The sequence below is a fragment of the Pseudofrankia coriaricola genome, from assembly GCF_001854805.1.
In the GTDB taxonomy this organism is placed as follows: domain Bacteria; phylum Actinomycetota; class Actinomycetes; order Frankiales; family Frankiaceae; genus Pseudofrankia.
The window spans coordinates 67099-85172 of the sequence record NZ_MBLO01000265.1; the positions used below are offsets into that span (position 1 = coordinate 67099).

Here is an 18074-nt window from a genome sequence, read left to right on the forward strand (position 1 = left end):
CCGGGTGCGGCGTCCATATCTCGCCTGACCTGCTCCTAATTGTGGTCGTCTGGGTGTGCTTGGCCGGCAGTGTAAACCTCGCTGATTACGGTGAGTGGGATTCCAGCGCCGTCATGTATGGGCGTCATACGTGGCTCGGCATGGCCAGCTCCCTGTGACCCGCGCACGCTTGGGCCAGGCGCCCGGGGTCGAGCCAGGCAAACTTCTCGGCCTCGGGTGTCAGCCAACGGCCTGGCGGATGGAGGCAGCTGTGGACATAAGACCGCCCGCGACATCACCCGGTAGGTGTCGCGTGCGGCGCCAGCTTGGACCGCGGACACTCGCGCTCGTCGACCACGGCGATGGCCCGGCACTCACGTGGGTCAGGCTCTATCGCGACGACGGCCACAGTCATCGCGACGCCGAGAAGGCCGCTTTCGCCGAGGCCGACCCTGACGGCGGCCCGACCGGAACCGAAGAACTACGGCGCGGGGTGGTGAACGCGTGACCGGGCGGGGGACCGACGTCAGGTCGGGACCGGTGGCGACGGTGAAGGTGTCACCGGGAATAGAAGCGGCCCATCTGGCGGCGCAAATAGCGGACCTGCCAAGTGACTCGGTTTTCATAGGTGGATTTGGAGACGTCGGCGTCGTGCTGGCCTTCGGTCCGGCAGACGGCTCAGCTTCTGAACGGGAGATCCTGGCGGCCGTCGTCGGGACACTGACACCGCAGATCTTCGCCCGGGTGATATTGACCCGGCCATGACACGCGCGCCATGTCGATGATCTAACGATATTGCGGAGAGGCTGCCGGGCGGCGCTGCCCGGACACCGGGTCTTCCTATGGAGAGCCATCATGAGAAAATAGCCATCTCTCGTCTACCGTATGAATCTTCCACTCGGAGCCTTTCTCATGCCGCTATCCGCAGACCGCTGGATGATCGAGCACCCCGCCTGGCTGCCCACGGAGAAGGGTGCACACCGCGTGTGCCTGCTGCCCAGCGGCGCCGCTCTGGCCGAGGTGGAGCACGGAGCCCTCGTGCTCACCGCGCTCGACGGCGACGAGACGGAACCGGCCGGGGACGTCTTCACCCTGCCGGAGGGCGCCGCCACAGACGTGCCCGAGCTGGCCAAGGAACTCACGGGACTCGGCCAGGTGGGACGCCTACGCAATCCCTCCCTGTGGGAAGCACTCGGGACCGCCATCATGCGCCAGGTCATCCGAGCGGCCCAATCCAAGGCACTCTTCCGCGCGCTGTGCACAATCCATGGTCGGCAGGTGACGTTGCCTGACGGCAACTCTTACGCCCTGTTCCCCACGGCCGAGAAGATCCTCGAGCTGGACGACGAACAGTTCTCCAAGATGGGCCTGGCCTTCAAACGACCTGTGTTGCGATCCGCGGCCGCCGCGTACGTCACCCACGGCGACGACTGGGCCCGTCTTTCCTCATCGGAACTGGTCGACGAATTGCAGAGTGTTCGCCGTGTCGGACCGTGGACTGCCGGAGCCGCGGTCGCGGACTACACGAATCGCTGGGACCTGTACCCCTACGCCGACCTGGCCGTACGCACCTGGGTCGGGCGCGCTGCTCCGTCACACTTCTGGTTCCACAACGAGCGTGCGTTCGGCGCCCAGTGGCGCCACCTGGCCGGCGAGCACCTTTCCTCTCTTACCCTCCTCACCCTCGCCTGGGGATCGCAACATGGAGACATCGGATGACGGCGCCGTCCTGGGCGCCGACCTGAACCGTCCACTCGACGCCCTGTTCGTCAACGCCCCGCTACGTGACTACAGCCACCGACCCCGGGTGAACGACTTCACCCTGCCGGTTCTGGGTATGGCCTACATCGCGACCTACGCGGCAGCTCAAGGATTCAATGTCGGCGTTCTCGATGCCGAAGCCATGGGCCTCGGCATCAAAGAGACGTACCACCTCGTCAACCGCCTCGGTCCACGCTGGGCCGGCTTCAACCTGCTCGCCCCCACCTACGAGGTAAGCGCCCAGATCGCTGCCGGCCTCGATTCCGGCATCATGGTCATGGTCGGCGGCCACCAGGCAAAGGCTATGCCCGATGCCATCATCACCGACCCACGCTTCGCGGCGCTGGAGGCCCTGGTACTCGGCGAAGGCGAGACGCGCGTAGCGGAATTGCTTCGAGACAGACGGTCGCGTGCGGACCTACCCGGCGTGATGTGGCTCGATCCCATCCTGCGCAGACCCGTCACCGGCGGCGGTCCCGGAGCCGGCCACCATCTCGCCCCGGACGTGGACCGTCTGCCTTTCGTCGACCGTCGCTTCCTGGTCAACGACCCCTACCCGGCCCCGGACGGCAGGGTGGAGGCCAACATGGTCGGCGCCCGAGGCTGCCCGTATGACTGCTCCTTCTGCGGCGCTGCCGTCAGCGCCAACCCGGACATCACCATCCGCACCCGCACGCCCGCCGGAATCATCGCCGAGATCGAGGCGCTCCACGCCGCCCACGGCGTGACCGCATTCCGCTTCGTCGACGACCTCTTCCTCGGATATGAGCGGTTCATCCGCGAGTGCATGGGCGCCTTCACCGCCGCCCGCCTCGGTGACCGCTTCGTCTGGGATGCCACCGGCCGGATCAACGTCCTGCATCGGGCCGACGACGCCCTTCTCGACCTACTCGCCGCCAACGGCCTGCGGGAAGTCGCCCTTGGCGTCGAGTCCGGCAGCGAACGGCTGCTCAGGTACATGGGCAAGCGGATCAGCCCGGAGATGACTCGCTCCGTGATCCGACGCCTCACCGAGCGCGGGATCAACGTCAAGGGCTACTTCATCCTCGGCTTCCCCACCGAGAGCCGGGAGGAGCTGGCCGCCACTGTCCACCACGTCCGGGAGCTGTGGGAGGAGGCTGACCGCAATCCGGGAGACTTCCGGGCCTCCACGTTCGAGTTCCGTCCGTATCCCGGCACGCCGGAGTGGGACCGCCTCCTCGCCACAGGACGCTACGAGCCCGCGCAGCTGCTGGCCTACACCGCCGTGGACCTCACCGAAGGCGGTCTCGACGAAGCGATGCGCGGCCGGGACGAGTTCAACTTCTCGGTCAACATCCAGTTCGGCGAGGCCTCCGTGGACGAGGTACGGGCCGCCCTGGTGACGCTGTCCCGCGACCAGCACGCCCGCTCCAGCATCCTCCGATGAGCCGGGGCTTTTTCTCGCCGTCGACGGACCCAGAGGCGTAGCCAAGAGCACCGTCACAGCCGCCCTGGCGCTACCGCACCGTCGCTGCCGAACTCGGAGGCACCGGCCACGGCCTTCTGGTGCACGACATCGGGACTCAGCCGGGCGACGACGTGGCCATGGTGTCGGCGGCGTCGGTGCTGTCCCTGCTGGCCGGCACCTGCACCGCTCTGTCCTGGGTAGCCCGTACCAGGGAGTCGTATGTCTCTGCGGTGCGCACTGCCTCGATCCCCAAGGACGTGACGAACGCTGCCAGCTCGTCCTGGACGACCGTGGCCGGCTGGTCGTCCGGCATCATCCGTTCCAGCTCCAGGAAGGTCCCTACGCCTTCGACCTCATCCAGGCACAGTGTCGTGTCGCCATGCCGGCCGGTCCGCCGGGACTTCGCGACACGCACTGTGGCCCGATAACCCATATGCAGGATTGCCTCGTGCATCTGCTGACGGTTCACGACCTCCGTCTCGTACTCAAGGCAGTCTTGCGCATTCGTGCCAGGCTGCTTGAGCGCGAACCAGTGGCGGCCGTCCACCGTGCGCAGCCGCAGGAAAGACACCCCGATCTTGCTGTCGCCGAACGACCAACCCGATGGGGCATAGGCCTGGTCATCCTGGTATACCGCCGCGCCGAGGTGGATGCCCCGGACTCTGAGAGCGGCGAGCAGCGCTTCGGCGTTCTCCACGGAATACTTGACCTCGACCTCGCGCACAGCATCTCCCTTTTGGACCGCGGAGCAACGGGGGCAATTATAGCGAGAGAGCTGTCAAATTGAGTGATGGGGTAGCGGGAAACTATTCTCCGTGCACACTCTTGGCTCGCGACTGTCGCGCATTCAGTTTTATTGTTCAGCGGATATGGCATCAGGTTGCCTGGCGGGGTGCATGCCCACTTGGACCGCTGCGGCCGTCGCCTCGCCGTAGGCGTAGCTGGTCGTCGGTCCGTCGCCCTGGACTGTGGGGTTCAGAACTCGGCCACCTGCGCTGATCTGGGCTTTTATGCAGCTCGTTCGTATTCGCTGATCAAGCCGCCGAGGACGGGTCGGCGCTTGATCCGTTCGGTGGTGAGGTCGGCGATGGGGTGATCGGGCCGTGGCGGCTTGAGATCACGGCTGCGGTGGGGTCGTCGTCCGTTGTAGTGGCTCGCATATTCGGTCAGGACGGCCCGCAGGTGCCTCTCGTTGAAGATCAGCATGCGGTCGGTGGCCTCGGCCCGGGTGGTGCGGACGAACCGTTCCGCGTAGGCGTTTGCCCGTGGAGCTCGCGGTGGGATCTTGACCGCGGTGATACCCGCGTCGGCGAGGACCGCGTCGAACGAGGCGGTGAACTGCCCGGCGCGGTCGCGGACCAGGAAGCGGAAGTCGGCCGCCCGGTCCCCCAGGTCCATCAGGAGGTTGCGATCTGCTGGGTGGTCCACAGCCCGTCCGGGTGCGCGGTGACGCCGACGAGGTGGACGTAGCGGGTACCGACTTCCATGACGAACAAGCAGTACAGGCGGCGCAGCGTCACGGCGCAGTCGACGTGGAAAAAGTCGACGGCCAGCCTCGTCGAGGCCTGGGCATGCAGGAACTGCCGCCAGGTCGTGTCGGTCTGTCGTTCCGGCGCGGGAGGGAGCCCCAAGGTCTTCAGGACCCGGCGAATCGTGGACGCCCCAACCCGGTGACCGAGCTTGAGCAGTTCGCCCTGAATCCTTCTGTACCCCCAGGTCCTGTTCTCGGTCGCGAGTCGTTCGATCAGCGCGGCGATCTCCGGCCTGACCGGCGGTCGTCCGGTCCGGTGGGGGTAGGTCCACTTCCGGGTGACCAGGCGTCGGTGCCACCGTAGAACGGTGCCGAGCGTGACGATCCGGTGCAGTCGAAGCCTTCTCGGTAGGAGCCGGATCAGCGCGGCGAGCAGGGCCCGGTCGGCCCAGTCCCACCGTGGCTTGGGCTGGGTACGCCGTAGCACCACGACCTCGTGCCGAAGGATGAGTAGCTCGATGTCCTTGGATGCCGACGAACGGCCAAGCAGCACCAGCCAACCACAGACGCGCACGAAGATCAGATAGAGCAGGCGTACGGCCATGGTCGACCATCATGCCGACGCCCATCCCGCCGTGCCGGCCCAGGTCACGGGCTCAGGCCGACTTCTGGCACCCCACAGCCACCGCGGCCCGACTGCCCCCTCGCCGACGCGCCCAAAGAACGGATCAAGCGCCGGCCAGTCCTCGGCGTCTTGATCAACAACTATGAACGAGCCGCAAAAAAGCCCAGCTCAACGCGGGTGACCGAGTTCTGGAACCCCACACACGTCCCCGCTGCTGCGAACGTGACGCCCCGGCAGCGACGCAGCCCAGTGGACCTGCCCACCGTCAGCGCTGTCCAAGGGCCGTCGGCCAAGCCCTGAACTTCAGGGTTGGCAGCTATATGTCTCCAAGTCGGCCGTTTGGGGAGGTTCAGCGTGGAGTCATTGTCCGCTTCGGGCCTGGTCGAGGGGCTGGCGGTTCGCCGTGGAATGGTCGCTTGCGCCGCGTAGGACGGTGTCGCGTGACAGCGCGAGCGCGGCGCGGGGGCCGGCGCTGTGCAGGATGTTCTGTGGTATCCAGATCAGACTGAACAGGCACCGCGCTCGCATGTCCGCGGACGCTCCCTCGATGTGGAGGTCGCCGGCCTGGGTGCCCTCGGCCAGTAGGGTCTTCACCTGCCGTAGCTGGGTCGGGAACGTCCAGGTCAGGTCGGGACTGTCGGGTGGAGCCTGGCGGATCCCGGCGTACTGGATCTTGAATTCGTCGCTGAACCGGTCCATGAGGTTGATGTCGAACCACATGAGGGCGTCGAGCTTCTCAAGTGCTGTCGAGGGGGACCGGAGCACCGCACGCCAGCCGGCGGTTATGTTCGCGACGTACGAGGCCATGATCGAGACGAGCAGGCGCTCCTTGGACTCGACGACGCGGTAGACGCTGCCGGTGCTGAGGTTGGCAGCCGCGGCGATGTCCCGGACGGTGGTGGCCTCGTAGCCGCGGCGCCCGAACTCGGTACGGGCGGTCGCGTGGATCAGGGCCTCGCGGTCGTACTCGTCGACGCTGGTGTCCTCGTCCCAGGCCGCGACCACCTTGTTGACCGCGAGGAAGGCAGGTGCCTGCTCCAGGGCGTCGTCTTCGGGCGGGCTGGCCGCGATGCCGTCGAGCAGGATCCGGCACTTGATGGCTGCCATGCGATCCCCGCCGGCGCTGCGGTGAGAGACACCGACGCCGACATGAAGCATGCTCTGGCACAGCCGGTCGGCCAGCAGCGCCAGATCGACACCAGGCCTGAGGTAGCCGCTCTCCCAGCCCGCGCGCAGAGCCTCGAGCATCGCGGTCTGGATCAGTGTCGGTGTCCGCGCGGCGAGCTGGACCAGCTCCTGGCTGGACCCAGCTGGCGGTTCGTACAGCGTGAGCAGCAATGCGGCCCGATGCCGTACCGCGCACGACGCGATCGCCTCGCCGAGCGCCAAGATGATCTTGGCAGCCGGTCGTGCGTTCGACCGCCGCAGTTCGTCCAGGGCTGTGTGGGCGACGTCGTCGAGCTCGGTCTGGTAGCGCCGGACCAGCTCGACGATGATCGCGTCTTTGGACTCGAAGTGGTGGTAGAGGCTGCTCTGGAGGATTCCGCAGGCGTCGGCGATGTCCTTGAGCGTCGTCCGCACACCGGTCGAGGCGAATAGCGTCGCGGCCGCGTCGAGGATCTCGGCCTTACGCGCCCCGTCCTTCGACACCGCTCTGCTCCTTTGGCGACTCCTGACGACTCCTGACAGCGACGGTACTGAAGGGGACGCCGAGACCCCGGCACGGACCTCGCGGATCAGCCCGCGCCGCGTTCACGTGCGGACGCGAGTCCCGGCAGGCGGTCAGGAGGCGGTCGGTGTGGACCGGGATCAGACGGGCGGGCCGTCCCAGCTGTCGACGGCGATGACCTCCTCGAGTGGGCGTCGCCCCGCCGGGCGGAAGGTGTGTCCGGCCCGCAGCCGGCCCACCGGCAGCAGGCAGCCCTGTACGTAGCTTTCGGGAATGCCGAGCAGGTCTCGGATCTCCTTCTCACGGTGGAGGTGGAGCGTCGTGACGCAGGTGCCGTAGCCACGGGTGTGCAGTGCGAGCTGGAAGTTCCACACCGCAGGGAAGATCGAGCCGTACAGCGTCGCCTGGTAGAAGGAGTCGCCCCCTTCGGTCCGTGTCAGGTAGGGCTCGTAGCACGGGATCACCAGGAGCGGGACCTTCGCCAGGTTCTCGACCAGCCACTCGGTCGAGGACATCAAGCGGCCGAACGGGGTCTTGCCCTCGAGCATGTCCGCCACGAGTTGGCCGCCGGTCAGCTGCAGGTAGGCGTCTCGGTACAGCGCGGCGATCCGTGTCCGGATGACGGGATCGGCGACGACCAGCCAGCGCCAGGACTGCTGGTTGGAACCATTGGGTGCCTGGAAGGCGACGCGTAGGCAGTCGCGGATGTCGCGGGAGTCGACCGGCGCGTCGAGGTCGATGGACTTGCGCGCCGATCGGGTCGCGGTGAGCAGGTACTCGATGTTCATGGCCGTCGGAGTCAGTGCGAGGTGGGGAGTCGCTGGGCGAGGTCGAGCACGCTTACGGGCGCGGTGCCGTGCTTCTTGAGGCGGGCGGAGGAGCGGTAGCCGAGGTCGACGTCGAGTGCCTGGCCCCGCAGCGCGCCGACGGTGGCCCGCTGCCTGGGTAGCTGCCCGAAAAGGTCGAAGGAGAACAGGCGCAGCGCGTTCTCGTGTGTGATCTTCGCGATGTCCTGGTCGGGTAGTCCGTCGAGGTAGTGGTTGATGGATTCTGGTCCGAGTGGCCAGGTCGAGTCGGAGTGCGGGTAGTCGCACTCCCAGGTGATCATGTCGAGGTTGAGTTTGCTTCGGCTCTCGATGCCGAACTCGTCGTCGATGAAGCAGGTGACGATGCGTTCGAGGAACAGCTCGCTAGGGAGCTTGTCGCCGAAGTCCTGGTGGGTCCAGGCCCGGTGCTGTTTGTAGACGCGATCGACGCGCTCGAGGAAGTAGGGAATCCAGCCGATGCCGCCCTCGGACAGCGCCAGGGTCAGGTCGGGGAACTTCCTCAGCATCGGTGACCAGACCAGGTCGGCGGCGGCCTGCACGATGCTCATCGGCTGCAGGGTGATCATCGTGTCGACGGGGGCGTCGAGGGAGGTGATGACGACCTGGGAGGAGGAGCCGATGTGCAGGCAGACGACGGTGTTCTGCTCCGAGCAGGCCTGCCAGAACGGGTCCCAGTGCTCGTTGTGCAGCGACGGGTAGCCGAGCTTTTCCGGGTTCTCGGAGAAGGTGACCGCGTGGCAGCCCTTGGCGGCGACGCGGCGGACCTCGTCGGCCATCAACGCCGGGTCCCAGATTGGCGGCAGGGCCAGCGGGATCATCCGGCCCGGGTAGGTGCCGCACCACTCGTCGATGTGCCAGTCGTTGTATGCCCGCAGGACGGCGAGCGCGAGGTCCTTGTCCTGGGCGCGCGCGAAGTACTGGCCGCAGAACTGTGGGTAGGAGGGGAAGTTCATCGAGGCGGCGACCCCATTGGCGTTCATGTCGCGCACGCGTTCGTGGATGTCGAAGCACCCGGGGCGTATCTCGCTGAACTTCGTGGGCTCGGCGCCGTACTCGTCGGGGGGTCGGCCCGCGACCGCGTTCAGGCCGACGTTCGTCGCCTTCTGTCCCTCGAACACCCAGGCGTCGGTGCCGTCGTCCCGGGTGATGACCTTCGGCGCCTGGTCGGCGTACTTCGCGGGAATGTGGCCGTCGAACATGTCGGGTGGCTCCACGACGTGGTCGTCCACCGAGACGAGAATCAGGTCATTGATGTTCATGGTCTGCTCCTTGCGGGTTGAGCTCGTGGACGAGCTGCGAGCCGACTTCTCGCAGGTAGCTGTCGGGTCCGCCGAGAAGTGCGCTCCAGCTCAGCAGGCGCTTGAGGTAGAGGTGGCTGTCGTGCTCCCAGGTGTAGCCAAGGCCGCCGAACACCTGGATGGCCGTGTCGCCCACGGTGGCGAGGCGCCCGGCGAACGCCTTCGCGCGCAGCGCCGCCCGGTGGCGCTGTGCGGGCGTCGCGGCGTCCGCCGCCCACAGCGCGTGCAGGACGCCGCCGCGGGCCAGCTCGACGGTCTCGTACATGTCGACACACAGGTGGGCTACGGCCTGGAAGGCTCCGACCGGCTGGCCGAACTGCCGGCGCACCTTGGCGTGGGCGACCGTCAGGTCCAGCAGGGCGCGGGCCGCGCCCAGCGCGTCGGCCGCCGACGCGACCAGCACGTCATCGACGAGGGCCTGGATCGCCTCGGCGGGCGCGGGGCCGAGGCGGCGGGCGGGAGCGTCGTGGAGCGTTACCCGGAACACCTTGCGGGTCTGGTCGATCGACCGTCGCGGTGTCACGGCGACATACGGAGACGAGGTGTCCACGGCATACAGCCCGGTGCCGTCGTCGTCGCTGGCCAGGACGAGAAGGACGTCGGCGGCCGCGGCGTCCGCGATCTGGGCGATCTCGCCCCGCAGCGTGACAGCATCACCGTCGGCCGTGGCCGTGGCCGCGGGCCGAGGCGCGGCGGGCTCCAGGGGGCCGACGGTCGCGATGGTCGAACCGTCGGCGATGCCCGCGAGGAGCTTGCCGGTCTCGCCGGCGGTGGGCACCCGGGTGAGCGCGCGGGTCGCGGCGACCGCGCTCGACAGCCACGGCCCCGGGTGCAGCCCGGCGCCCAGTTCATCGAGGACCACACCGGCCTCGACCATCGTCATGCCGGCGCCGCCGTGGTCGGCGGGGACGAGCAGCCCGGTGGTGCCGAGCTCCGCGAGCGCGAGCCACCCGGCGTCGGTCATGCCGGTCGGGTCGTCGAGCAGGGGGCGTACGTGGTCGGCGACGCTCGCCTTCTCCTGGAGGAAACGGCGCACCGTCGCTCGCAGCGACAGCTGTTCTTCCGTCGGTTCGAGGTTCATCGCCGCGGCAGCCCGAGGACGCGCCCGGCGGTGATGTTCTTGTTGACCTGCGTCGTGCCGCCCGCGATGGTCAGCGCACGGGACGTGAGACGGAACTGTGCCCACCGGCCGTCGGCGCCGTCGGCGCCCAGCAGGTCGAAACCCAGCGCCGCGATGTCCTGCCCGAGCTCGCCCCAGACCGTCTTGGCGAGGCTGGCGGAGGCGAAGCCGTCGGCACCCGCGAGGCTCGCCGATATCGAGCGCTTGCAGAGCAGCTCGAGGTAGTCGACCCGCACGGCGAGCTCGCCGAGGCGGCGCAGGGTCACGGGATCGTCGAGAGCGTGCCGGCCATCCACCTCTGTCTTGGCGAGGTCCGTCACCAGCTCCTCCAGTCGTAACCGCTGCTCGGCGTAGAGGCGCGCGGCGCCGGCGCGTTCGTGGCTCAGCGTGGTGGTGGCGACCTGCCAGCCGCCGTTCAGGGGACCGAGCAGCGCGTCGGCGGGCACCCGCACCTCGTCGAAGAACACCTCGGCGAAGTCCGCGTCGCCGTTCAGCGCGACCAGCGGCCGGGCCTCGATACCGGGAAGGTCCATGCGGACGACCAGGCAGGAGATGCCCCGGTGCTTCGGGGCGTCCGGGTCGGTGCGCACGTACAGCTGGCACCAGTCGGCGTGGTGGCCGAGCGAGGTCCAGGTCTTCTGGCCGGTGACGACGAAACTGTCGCCGTCGCGCACCGCGCGGGTGCGCAGGGAGGCGAGATCGGAGCCTGCCTCAGGCTCCGACATCCCCTGGCACCAGATGTCGTCCGCGCGCGCCATCCGGGGCAGCAGCGCGTGTTTCTGGGACTCGGTTCCGTACTGCATGATCGCCGGCGCGATGTTGTTCAGCCCGATGACGTTGACCGGCAGCGGTGCGCGCGCGCGGATGGTCTCCTCGGCGTACACGAGCTGCTCGAGCGCGGTTGCTCCGCGGCCGCCGTACTGCGGTGGCCAGGCGACGGTGGCCCAGCCCGCGTCCGCGAGGGCACGGTTCCACACCCGGACTGTCTCGAAGGCGTGTGGGTCGGCTGTTCCGCGCCGGGCGGCGTGGATGGTGTCGTCAGTGAGGTTCGCGGTGAGCCATCCGCGTAGTTCGGTCCGGAACCGCTCGACCTCCGGTGGAAACGAGAAGTCCACGTTCCCCCTTTCCGTGCCTGCTCCGGCTGAGCACGCCGGCCGGACCATACGGCCGGAACGACTATTCGGTCAACCTTGGCCTGCTGGCGCGCGGACGGCCGGTTGGCGGTGTGCCTAGACCCGGGTGTGGGCCGGGAAAGGCCTGTGTCACCGAGAATAGATGCAGGTCCTGGCCTGGCTAGGCCGTTGGCGGGGGCGGGTTGGCTTGTGGTTGACGGCGGCGTCGTCCGACTCTACGGTGCGGAACAACTATTCGGCCAGATGCCTGAGCGGCCGGGACGGAGGCTCGCCGTGTCAGTCGTCGACACGCACGCGATGGCCGCGGCTCGCGAGGCGTGCCGCCAGGAGCACCGTCGGGCACGGACGCGCCGACGCATCGCATCGGGGGGATGCGGCGGCCGCGGACGCGGTGCGTGCTGACCGGTCTCTTGTTCCGCTCGTATCGATCACCAGGGTCGCGGCCCGGGACACGGAGCGGTCGGGAGTGGCGATCCCGGCGGGCTCCGCTTCGATCACGCCGTGCACATCTGCCTCGGCATGCACCTCATTCGTCTCGAGATGCGCGTCGGGGTCAACGCGCTGCTCGACCGGCTGCCCGACCTGCCTGACTGCCTGCCCGTCCTGTTCCGCACATCCGCCTGAGCGGGTCCACCAGGACAACCTCATGGCGACCATGAATTGGAGAGACAGATGCGGCTTCCGAAGATCCCGGCCGGCCGATCCGCGCACCTGCGGGGACGGCCGGCGACCGGCACCTACTTACCCACCCTGGCCGCGTTGACCGCAACCCTCCTCCTCGCCGCCGGCTGCGGCGGCGGCGGTACCGAAAAACCGGACAACGCCGCAACCACCAGCGGCGCGGACACCACCGCGGTGCTCGGCCCAACAGCCATGGCGACCGGCGAACCCATTCGGATCGGAGTCGTCACCGAAGGCAAGACCGCCATCGGCGACGAAACCATTCAGAACAGGGCAGCCCAGGCTGGGGTCAAGTACCTCAACGAACACCGCTCCGGACTCTCGGGACGGCCGATCAAGCTGGTCGAGTGCACCACTCAGCTGGACCCCGCCAAAGGCACCGACTGCGGAAACCGCATGATCGAGGAAAACGTCGTCGCCGTCCTCATCGGCACCACGGCAGTCGTCCAAAGCATCTGGACACCGCTCGCGGCGGCCAAGATCCCCGTCATGCTCTACGGCACGGGCGACGAGGCCCTCCTGACCGACAGCGAGTCCACCTTCGTCCTCGCCGACCCCCTCTTCCCCGTCGTCGACCTGCCACTACAGATCGCCAAGCGGGAACACGCGGACAAGGTGACGTCCATCGTCATCGACGTCCCGGCCGCCCTCGCCTCCCAGACCACCATCGCCCCGCCACTGTTCAAGAAAGCCGGGATCGACTTCAGTCTCGTCACGGTCCCCCCCGGCACCGCCGACATGACCCCACAGATGCAGAACGTCGTTTCCCGTAACCCCGGCGTCGTCTTCATCGCCGGGAACGACGCGTTCTGCATCAGCGCGATGAACGGCCTGCGCGCGACCGGATACACCGGGACGATCACCGCCGTCTCGCAGTGCATCACCGACGCGACCCGCACGGCCGTGTCCGCCGAGACCCTCGACGGCGTCATCATCAGCAGCTACTCGCCGATCGGGACCGACAATCCCTCCAACCGCCTTTACAAGACCGTGGTTGACACATACGGCAAGAACATCGACCCTAGCATCGCGGACGGCCTTGCCATGTTCACCGTCCTCGCCGGCTTCCAGACCGCCGTCGGCCACATCTCGGGCGACATCACTCCACAATCCGTCGCCGCCGCCATCAGATCAATGCCGGAACAGGAACTTCCCGGCGCGGGCGGGCTGCGATTCCGATGCAACGGCAAGGCCTATCCGGAAACCCCCGCGGTCTGCCTACGCGGCGGGCTGGTAGCGACCCTTGACAAGCACGGGGATCCAGCCGCCTACGACGTGTCCGGCAACACGCCGATCGGGAACTGAGCCTGGCCGCGCCCCACCGTCCGTCCGCGGGATCTCCGCCGAGCCCGCGGACGGACCGATCACCGGGCTGCGGACTGCGCCTGTGCCCTCGAATCGGCCGCGGTGCAGCGTTCACCGGACCACATCTACTTCACAGAGGCTCGGCCCTCGCCCGTCGACTGCTTCGACGAGATCATCGCGACCTGCGTGCAGGCAATCACCAAACTCGCTCTGCCCGTGGGAACTGTTCCGTAGACGCCCGTCCCGGAGGCGGGGTCGCTCCCAGGCCTGCCCGAGTATCAGCCCTGGACGTGGCTGGCGGGTTCGCGGCCGGTCTGGAGGCGTTCGCTCGCGCCGCGTAGGACGGTGCCGCGTGACAACGCGAGCGCGGCGCGCGGGCCGGCGCTGTACACGATGTTCTGCGGCATCCAGATCACGCTGAACATGCATCGCGCTCGGATGTCCGCGGACGCGCCCGCAAGGTGGAGTTCGCCGGAGCCCGCACCCTCGGCCAGTAGCGACTTCACCTGCCGTAGCTGGGTCGGGAAGGTCCACGTCAGATCGGGGCTGTCGGGGGGAGCCTCCCGAAGTCCCGCGTACTGGATCTTGAATTCGTCGCTGAAGCGGTTCATCAGGTTGATGTCGAACCACATGAGGGCGTCGAGCTTCTCGACGGCGCTCGACGGGGACCGCAGTATCGCCCGCCAGCCGGCGGTGATCGTGGCTACATAGGAGGACATGATCGAGACGAGGAGGCGTTCCTTCGACTCGATGATGCGGTAGACGCCGCCCATGCTGAGGTTGGCCGCTGCGGCGATGTCCCGGACAGTGGTGGCCTCGTAGCCGCGGCGCCCGAACTCGGTACGGGCGGCGGCCCGGATCAGGGCCTCGCGGTCGTGCTCGTCGACGGCGTCGTCTTCGTCCCAGGTCGCGATCACCTTGTTGGCCGCGAGGAACGCGGGCGCCTGGTCCAGCGCGTCGTCCTCCAGCGGACCGACCGCGACGCCGTCGAGCAGGATCCGGCATTTGATCTCTGCCATGCGGCTCCCGCCGGGGATGCCGTGGGAGACGCCTATGCCGATGTGCAGCATGCTCTGACACAGCCGATCGGCGAGCAGCGCCAGATCGATTCCGGGTCTGATGTAGCCACTCTGGCGGCCGGCACGCAATGCCTCCAGCATGGCTGCCTGTATCCGGGTCGGCGTACGCGCGGCAAGCTCGACCAGATCCTGGCTGAAGAGAGCTGGCGGCTCGTAGAACGTGAGCAGCAGGGCGGCGCGATGGCGTACCGCGCAGGCCGCGATCGCCTCGCCGAGAGCGATGATGATCTTGGCTGGCGGGATCACGTCGGGCTGTCGCAGGTCTTCCAGGGCTGCCTGGGCGACGGTATCGAGGTCGGTCTGGTAGCGCTCGACCAGCGCGACGATGATCGCTTCTTTGGACTCGAAGTGGTGGTAGAGGCTGCCCGGGTGGATGCCGCAGGCGTCGGCGATGTCCTTGATCCCCGTCCGCACGCCGGTCGAGGCGAACAGCGTCGCGGCCGCGTCGAGGATCTCGGCCTTGCGCGCCCCGTCGTTCGACACCGTGCCTTCTCCTTTGACGACTTCTGACGACGGTACTGAAGAGGAACGCCGGCACCCGGCACGGCCGTCGCGGATCAGTCGCGGCGCCGTATCCCGGCCCGCGGACACGAGGCCCGCGCCATCACTGTGGGGGACACGGTCCCGGCATCGTCACGGCCCGCGGGCACGAGGCCCGCGATGCCGGCTAGGAAGCGGTCTGCGCGGACCGGCTGACGACGAGGGGACGGTCGTAGGAGGCGTCGGTGTGGTCGCGGGCGACGGTTTGGATCTGGGCCAGAAACGCGAGCGCTTGGCTGGTGAGCTGGTCGGGCAGCGTGGTCTGCCATTCGACGAGGCATACCCGGGCGACGATGCCCCATCGTTCGTCGCGCCGCTCGAGGCGGTCGACGTAGCGGCCGCCGACGATGGTCAGCGGTGTTTCGGCGTCGGGGTAGCTCGCGACGAACAGGTAGTAGGTCTCGGCGTGGGCCCGGTCGCCGTCGAGTTCGACGCTGTGGTTTGCCAGGTAGTGCTGATGGCGGGCCTGGTCGGCGTGGTAGGAGAAGGCCCAGTCCAGGAAGTCCTCGACGGCTCCGACGAACGCTCCATGGTCGTCGATGCCGTCGTCGTGGTAGGCGGAGCGTGCCAGCGCGCGGTCGAGGCGGTCCATGCCGCGGGCGTAGCGGTGCATGCAGTCGAGGATGGCGGCGCGGTCGGCGAGTTCCCGTACGGCCGCCGTCAACGCGCTGTCAGGCGTCAGATCTTCGATGGTCACGGTACCTCTCAGTTCTGTGAGGCAGGTGCGCCGGCGGCGCGCGCTGCTCGACCAGGGGCGCTCTGGGCCAGGGCGCCGACCGTGGTCGCAAGGTCAGGTCGGACGGGTGGGCCGTCCCAGCCGTCGACGGCGACGGCGTCCTGCGTCGGGCGCCGTGCCGCCCGCACCGTCTCGAAGGCACGAGCAGCCGCCGACCCGCGGCGACCGGCGTCGACGACATCGGCGGTGAGGTTTCGCGGCGAGCCACCCGCGTAGCTCCGCCCGGAACCGTTCGACCTCCGGTGGACACGGGAAGTCCACGAGCCCCTTCCGCTCGTGTTCCGACTGGCCATGCCGCCCGACGTTACGGCCAGAGCAACTTTTTGGTCAACCGACCCTGGGCGTCGAGCTGCCGGCCAGTCGGCGGCGCCCGGCGGCCACGTCCGAGCGTCAACTTGTCCGGCTCTCAGCAGCAAAAGTACTGCTATGTGCGCATCCTTGGTGCGGTCGAGCAGGGTTCTGGCTTCTGGTTGACGGGGTCGACCCCGGCCTCTACGGTGCGGAGCAAGTATTCGACCCAAGGGTGGGCAACCGGAACGGAGGCTCGTCGTGTCAGTCATCGACGGCCGTGCGTTGGTCGGGGATCGCGAGACGTGTCGCCCGTCGGCGTGTGGGCGGCGCCTGGCCCGGAGCCTCGCCACCAGCCACGTTCGTGACCACGGCGCAGCGCCCACCACGGGTCTAGCCCGGGGGGTAGACGAGTTCGACGCCTGGCGTCGCCGTCGGGGTGGGACGGCATGAGCGGTACGGAACTGGGCGGCCTGAGCCTGCTCGCCTCGGCCATCTCCGGCCGGACGCTGCGGGTAGCGCCCGCTGAGGCCGGCGAGGGCGCGTGGACGGACGGTGCCACGGTCTTTCTCGACGCCGGTGCCGGCCTGGGCCCGCAGGTTGAGGCGCTCGCCGTCCAGGCGTCGCTGCTGGCCGCGGGGAGCCTGGCACCCGTGGTGCTGGGGGAGCTTGCCCGGCGCCCGGCCCTCGCGCAGCGGTACCTAGCCGTCGAGGGCCACCGGGCGTTGGCGGCGAACGAGGATCTGCTTCCTCGATTAGCACGGGCGCTCATCGACCGGAAGGTCGCCTCCTGTGGCGCTTCGGCGTCCGCGTCGCTGGCCATGGCCCGCGGCCGGCAGCCGCTCGACGCCCCGCCCGAGATCTTCGGTGTCATCCATCCGCGTCGGGTGCTCGCGTCGCAGGCGCGGGTTGAGGCCGACGTACCCACCAAGGACGTCGCCGCGCGACAGCGGCGCGCGGCAGAGCTCGCCGAGCTCAAGGAGGACGAAGAGGCCGGGGCCGTTCTGCATCTGCTGGCAAGCCCGGTCGGTGGCGGGGGTCCGATCGGCCGCCTGCTGCGCCGGATGCTCGGCGCTGCCCGCTCGCCCGGCGGTGGACCGGCCGGCGCGGACGCGCCGACGCATCGGACCCGCGCTGGCAACCGAGGCGGTCGCAACGCGGCGCTGGCCAGCGCGCTCGCGGTTCCGGCCTCCGTCGCCTACGCCGTCCACCGCCAGGGGTGGAGCTATCCCGAGTGGGACGTTCACCAGCGGGCCTACCGCCTGGACTGGTGCACCGTGCGCGAGCCGCCACCACGCTCCCAACCGGATGCCGCGGTCGCGCTGCCGAACGGCCACGCCCTGCGACGGCCGCTGGCGCGCCTCGGTGTCGGCCTCGACCGCCGCGTCCGCCAGCCGCAGGGCGACGACCTGGACATCGATGCCGTGGTCGACACCCGAGTCGCGCTGGTGGCTGGTTCGGCGCCCGGCGAGGCGGTCTACGTCGACAGTGTCCGTCGCCGCCGTGACCTCGCGGCCCTCGTCCTGCTCGACTGCTCGGGCTCGGCGGCCGAACGTAGCGCCACCGGCGAGTCGGTGCACGAACACCAACGAGCGGCGGCCGCCGCCCTCGTGAACGCGCTGCACGATCTCGGGGACCGCGTCGCGCTCTACGCCTTCCATTCCCAGGGCCGGTCGGCGGTCCACGTGGAACCGGTCAAACGGTTCGATGACGGGCTCGACGCGCAGGTCCTGCGGACCCTGGCCGGCCTGGTGCCCGGCGGATACACGCGGCTCGGTGCGGCGATCCGGCATGGCGCGTCCGTGTTGGAAGACCGGGGCGGGACGTCGCGGCGGCTTCTGATCGTGCTGTCGGACGGCTTCGCCTACGACCACGGCTACGAACGCGAGTACGGCGAGGCCGATGCCCGGCACGCGCTGGCCGAGGCCCGGCGGCGCGGCGTCGGCGTGGTCTGCCTGAGCGTCGGCGCGGGGACGGACGCGGCGGCGCTGCGTCGGGTGTTCGGGCCCGCGGCGCACGCGACGGCTCCCGACCTCGCACAGATGAGCCAGGTCGTCGGGCCGCTGTTCCGCTCGGCACTGCGCTCGGCCGAGTCCCGGCGCCGCGCGTCCTAGCCGTCACCCGCGCACCGCA

15 protein-coding genes and 1 pseudogene are annotated in these 18074 nt (G+C 68.7%); 7 read left to right on the top strand and 9 right to left on the bottom strand.

Annotated elements, in window-relative coordinates; genetic code table 11:
• Window positions 1-292 precede the first annotated feature (292 nt).
• The 4 genes from BCD48_RS40940 (at window position 293) to BCD48_RS40950 (ending at window position 3148) form a co-directional block, all read left to right on the top strand.
• Window positions 293-487: a hypothetical protein gene (locus BCD48_RS40940; RefSeq protein WP_071053778.1), complete on the top strand. Its 195-nt coding sequence runs from the start codon at window positions 293-295 to the stop codon at window positions 485-487.
• 32 nt (window positions 488-519) lie between these two features.
• On the top strand, window positions 520-744 hold the full coding sequence (locus tag BCD48_RS50940; RefSeq protein ID WP_131804218.1) for a hypothetical protein: 225 nt from the start codon (window positions 520-522) through the stop codon (window positions 742-744).
• A gap of 147 nt (window positions 745-891) precedes the next feature.
• Window positions 892-1698 (top strand): DNA glycosylase family protein, encoded by an 807-nt coding sequence (locus BCD48_RS52745; RefSeq protein ID WP_198543599.1) that lies wholly within the window; start codon window positions 892-894, stop codon window positions 1696-1698.
• Window positions 1682-3148, top strand: a complete 1467-nt coding sequence (locus tag BCD48_RS40950) for a B12-binding domain-containing radical SAM protein (protein WP_071053779.1) — start codon at window positions 1682-1684, stop codon at window positions 3146-3148. The genes BCD48_RS52745 and BCD48_RS40950 overlap by 17 nt, the downstream gene beginning before the upstream one ends.
• Window positions 3149-3284: 136 nt before the next feature.
• Here BCD48_RS40950 and BCD48_RS40955 read toward each other — a convergent pair whose 3' ends face one another.
• The 7 genes and pseudogenes from BCD48_RS40955 to BCD48_RS40985 all read right to left on the bottom strand — a co-directional run bounded on the left by BCD48_RS40955 (window position 3285) and on the right by BCD48_RS40985 (window position 11294).
• On the bottom strand, window positions 3285-3893 hold the full coding sequence (locus BCD48_RS40955) for a class IV adenylate cyclase (protein WP_071053780.1): 609 nt from the start codon (window positions 3891-3893) through the stop codon (window positions 3285-3287).
• Window positions 3894-4177: 284 nt separating this feature from the next.
• Window positions 4178-5244: pseudogene (locus tag BCD48_RS40960) on the bottom strand (integrase core domain-containing protein).
• Window positions 5245-5625: 381 nt separating this feature from the next.
• Window positions 5626-6915, bottom strand: coding sequence for a TetR/AcrR family transcriptional regulator (locus tag BCD48_RS40965; RefSeq protein WP_083419975.1), 1290 nt, complete (start codon window positions 6913-6915; stop codon window positions 5626-5628).
• Between the two features lie 159 nt (window positions 6916-7074).
• Entirely contained in the window at window positions 7075-7722 is a 648-nt protein-coding gene (locus tag BCD48_RS40970; protein ID WP_071053782.1) for a nitroreductase family protein, read from the bottom strand.
• An 11-nt stretch (window positions 7723-7733) separates the two neighbouring features.
• Window positions 7734-9020, bottom strand: coding sequence for an amidohydrolase family protein (locus BCD48_RS40975; protein WP_071053783.1), 1287 nt, complete (start codon window positions 9018-9020; stop codon window positions 7734-7736).
• Window positions 9007-10140 (bottom strand): acyl-CoA dehydrogenase family protein, encoded by a 1134-nt coding sequence (locus tag BCD48_RS40980; protein WP_071053784.1) that lies wholly within the window; start codon window positions 10138-10140, stop codon window positions 9007-9009. The genes BCD48_RS40975 and BCD48_RS40980 overlap by 14 nt, the downstream gene beginning before the upstream one ends.
• Window positions 10137-11294 carry an acyl-CoA dehydrogenase family protein gene (locus BCD48_RS40985; protein WP_071053785.1) on the bottom strand — a complete coding sequence of 386 codons (1158 nt, stop codon included), beginning with the start codon at window positions 11292-11294 and terminating at the stop codon, window positions 10137-10139. Before BCD48_RS40985 ends, BCD48_RS40980 begins: the two co-directional genes overlap by 4 nt.
• A gap of 519 nt (window positions 11295-11813) precedes the next feature.
• Between BCD48_RS40985 and BCD48_RS57030 the strand changes: the two genes are divergently transcribed.
• Both BCD48_RS57030 and BCD48_RS40995 read left to right on the top strand, forming a co-directional pair.
• Entirely contained in the window at window positions 11814-11936 is a 123-nt protein-coding gene (locus BCD48_RS57030; protein ID WP_241842377.1) for a cytochrome P450, read from the top strand.
• Between the two features lie 48 nt (window positions 11937-11984).
• Complete coding sequence (locus BCD48_RS40995) at window positions 11985-13298, top strand: ABC transporter substrate-binding protein (RefSeq protein WP_071053787.1); 1314 nt, start codon at window positions 11985-11987, stop codon at window positions 13296-13298.
• 278 nt (window positions 13299-13576) lie between these two features.
• Here BCD48_RS40995 and BCD48_RS41000 read toward each other — a convergent pair whose 3' ends face one another.
• Window positions 13577-14860, bottom strand: a complete 1284-nt coding sequence (locus BCD48_RS41000) for a TetR/AcrR family transcriptional regulator (RefSeq protein WP_071053788.1) — start codon at window positions 14858-14860, stop codon at window positions 13577-13579.
• A gap of 184 nt (window positions 14861-15044) precedes the next feature.
• Window positions 15045-15614: a nuclear transport factor 2 family protein gene (locus BCD48_RS41005; protein WP_071053789.1), complete on the bottom strand. Its 570-nt coding sequence runs from the start codon at window positions 15612-15614 to the stop codon at window positions 15045-15047.
• 776 nt (window positions 15615-16390) lie between these two features.
• Between BCD48_RS41005 and BCD48_RS41010 the strand changes: the two genes are divergently transcribed.
• Window positions 16391-18055, top strand: a complete 1665-nt coding sequence (locus BCD48_RS41010) for a nitric oxide reductase activation protein NorD (protein WP_071053790.1) — start codon at window positions 16391-16393, stop codon at window positions 18053-18055.
• Window positions 18056-18074 lie beyond the last annotated feature (19 nt).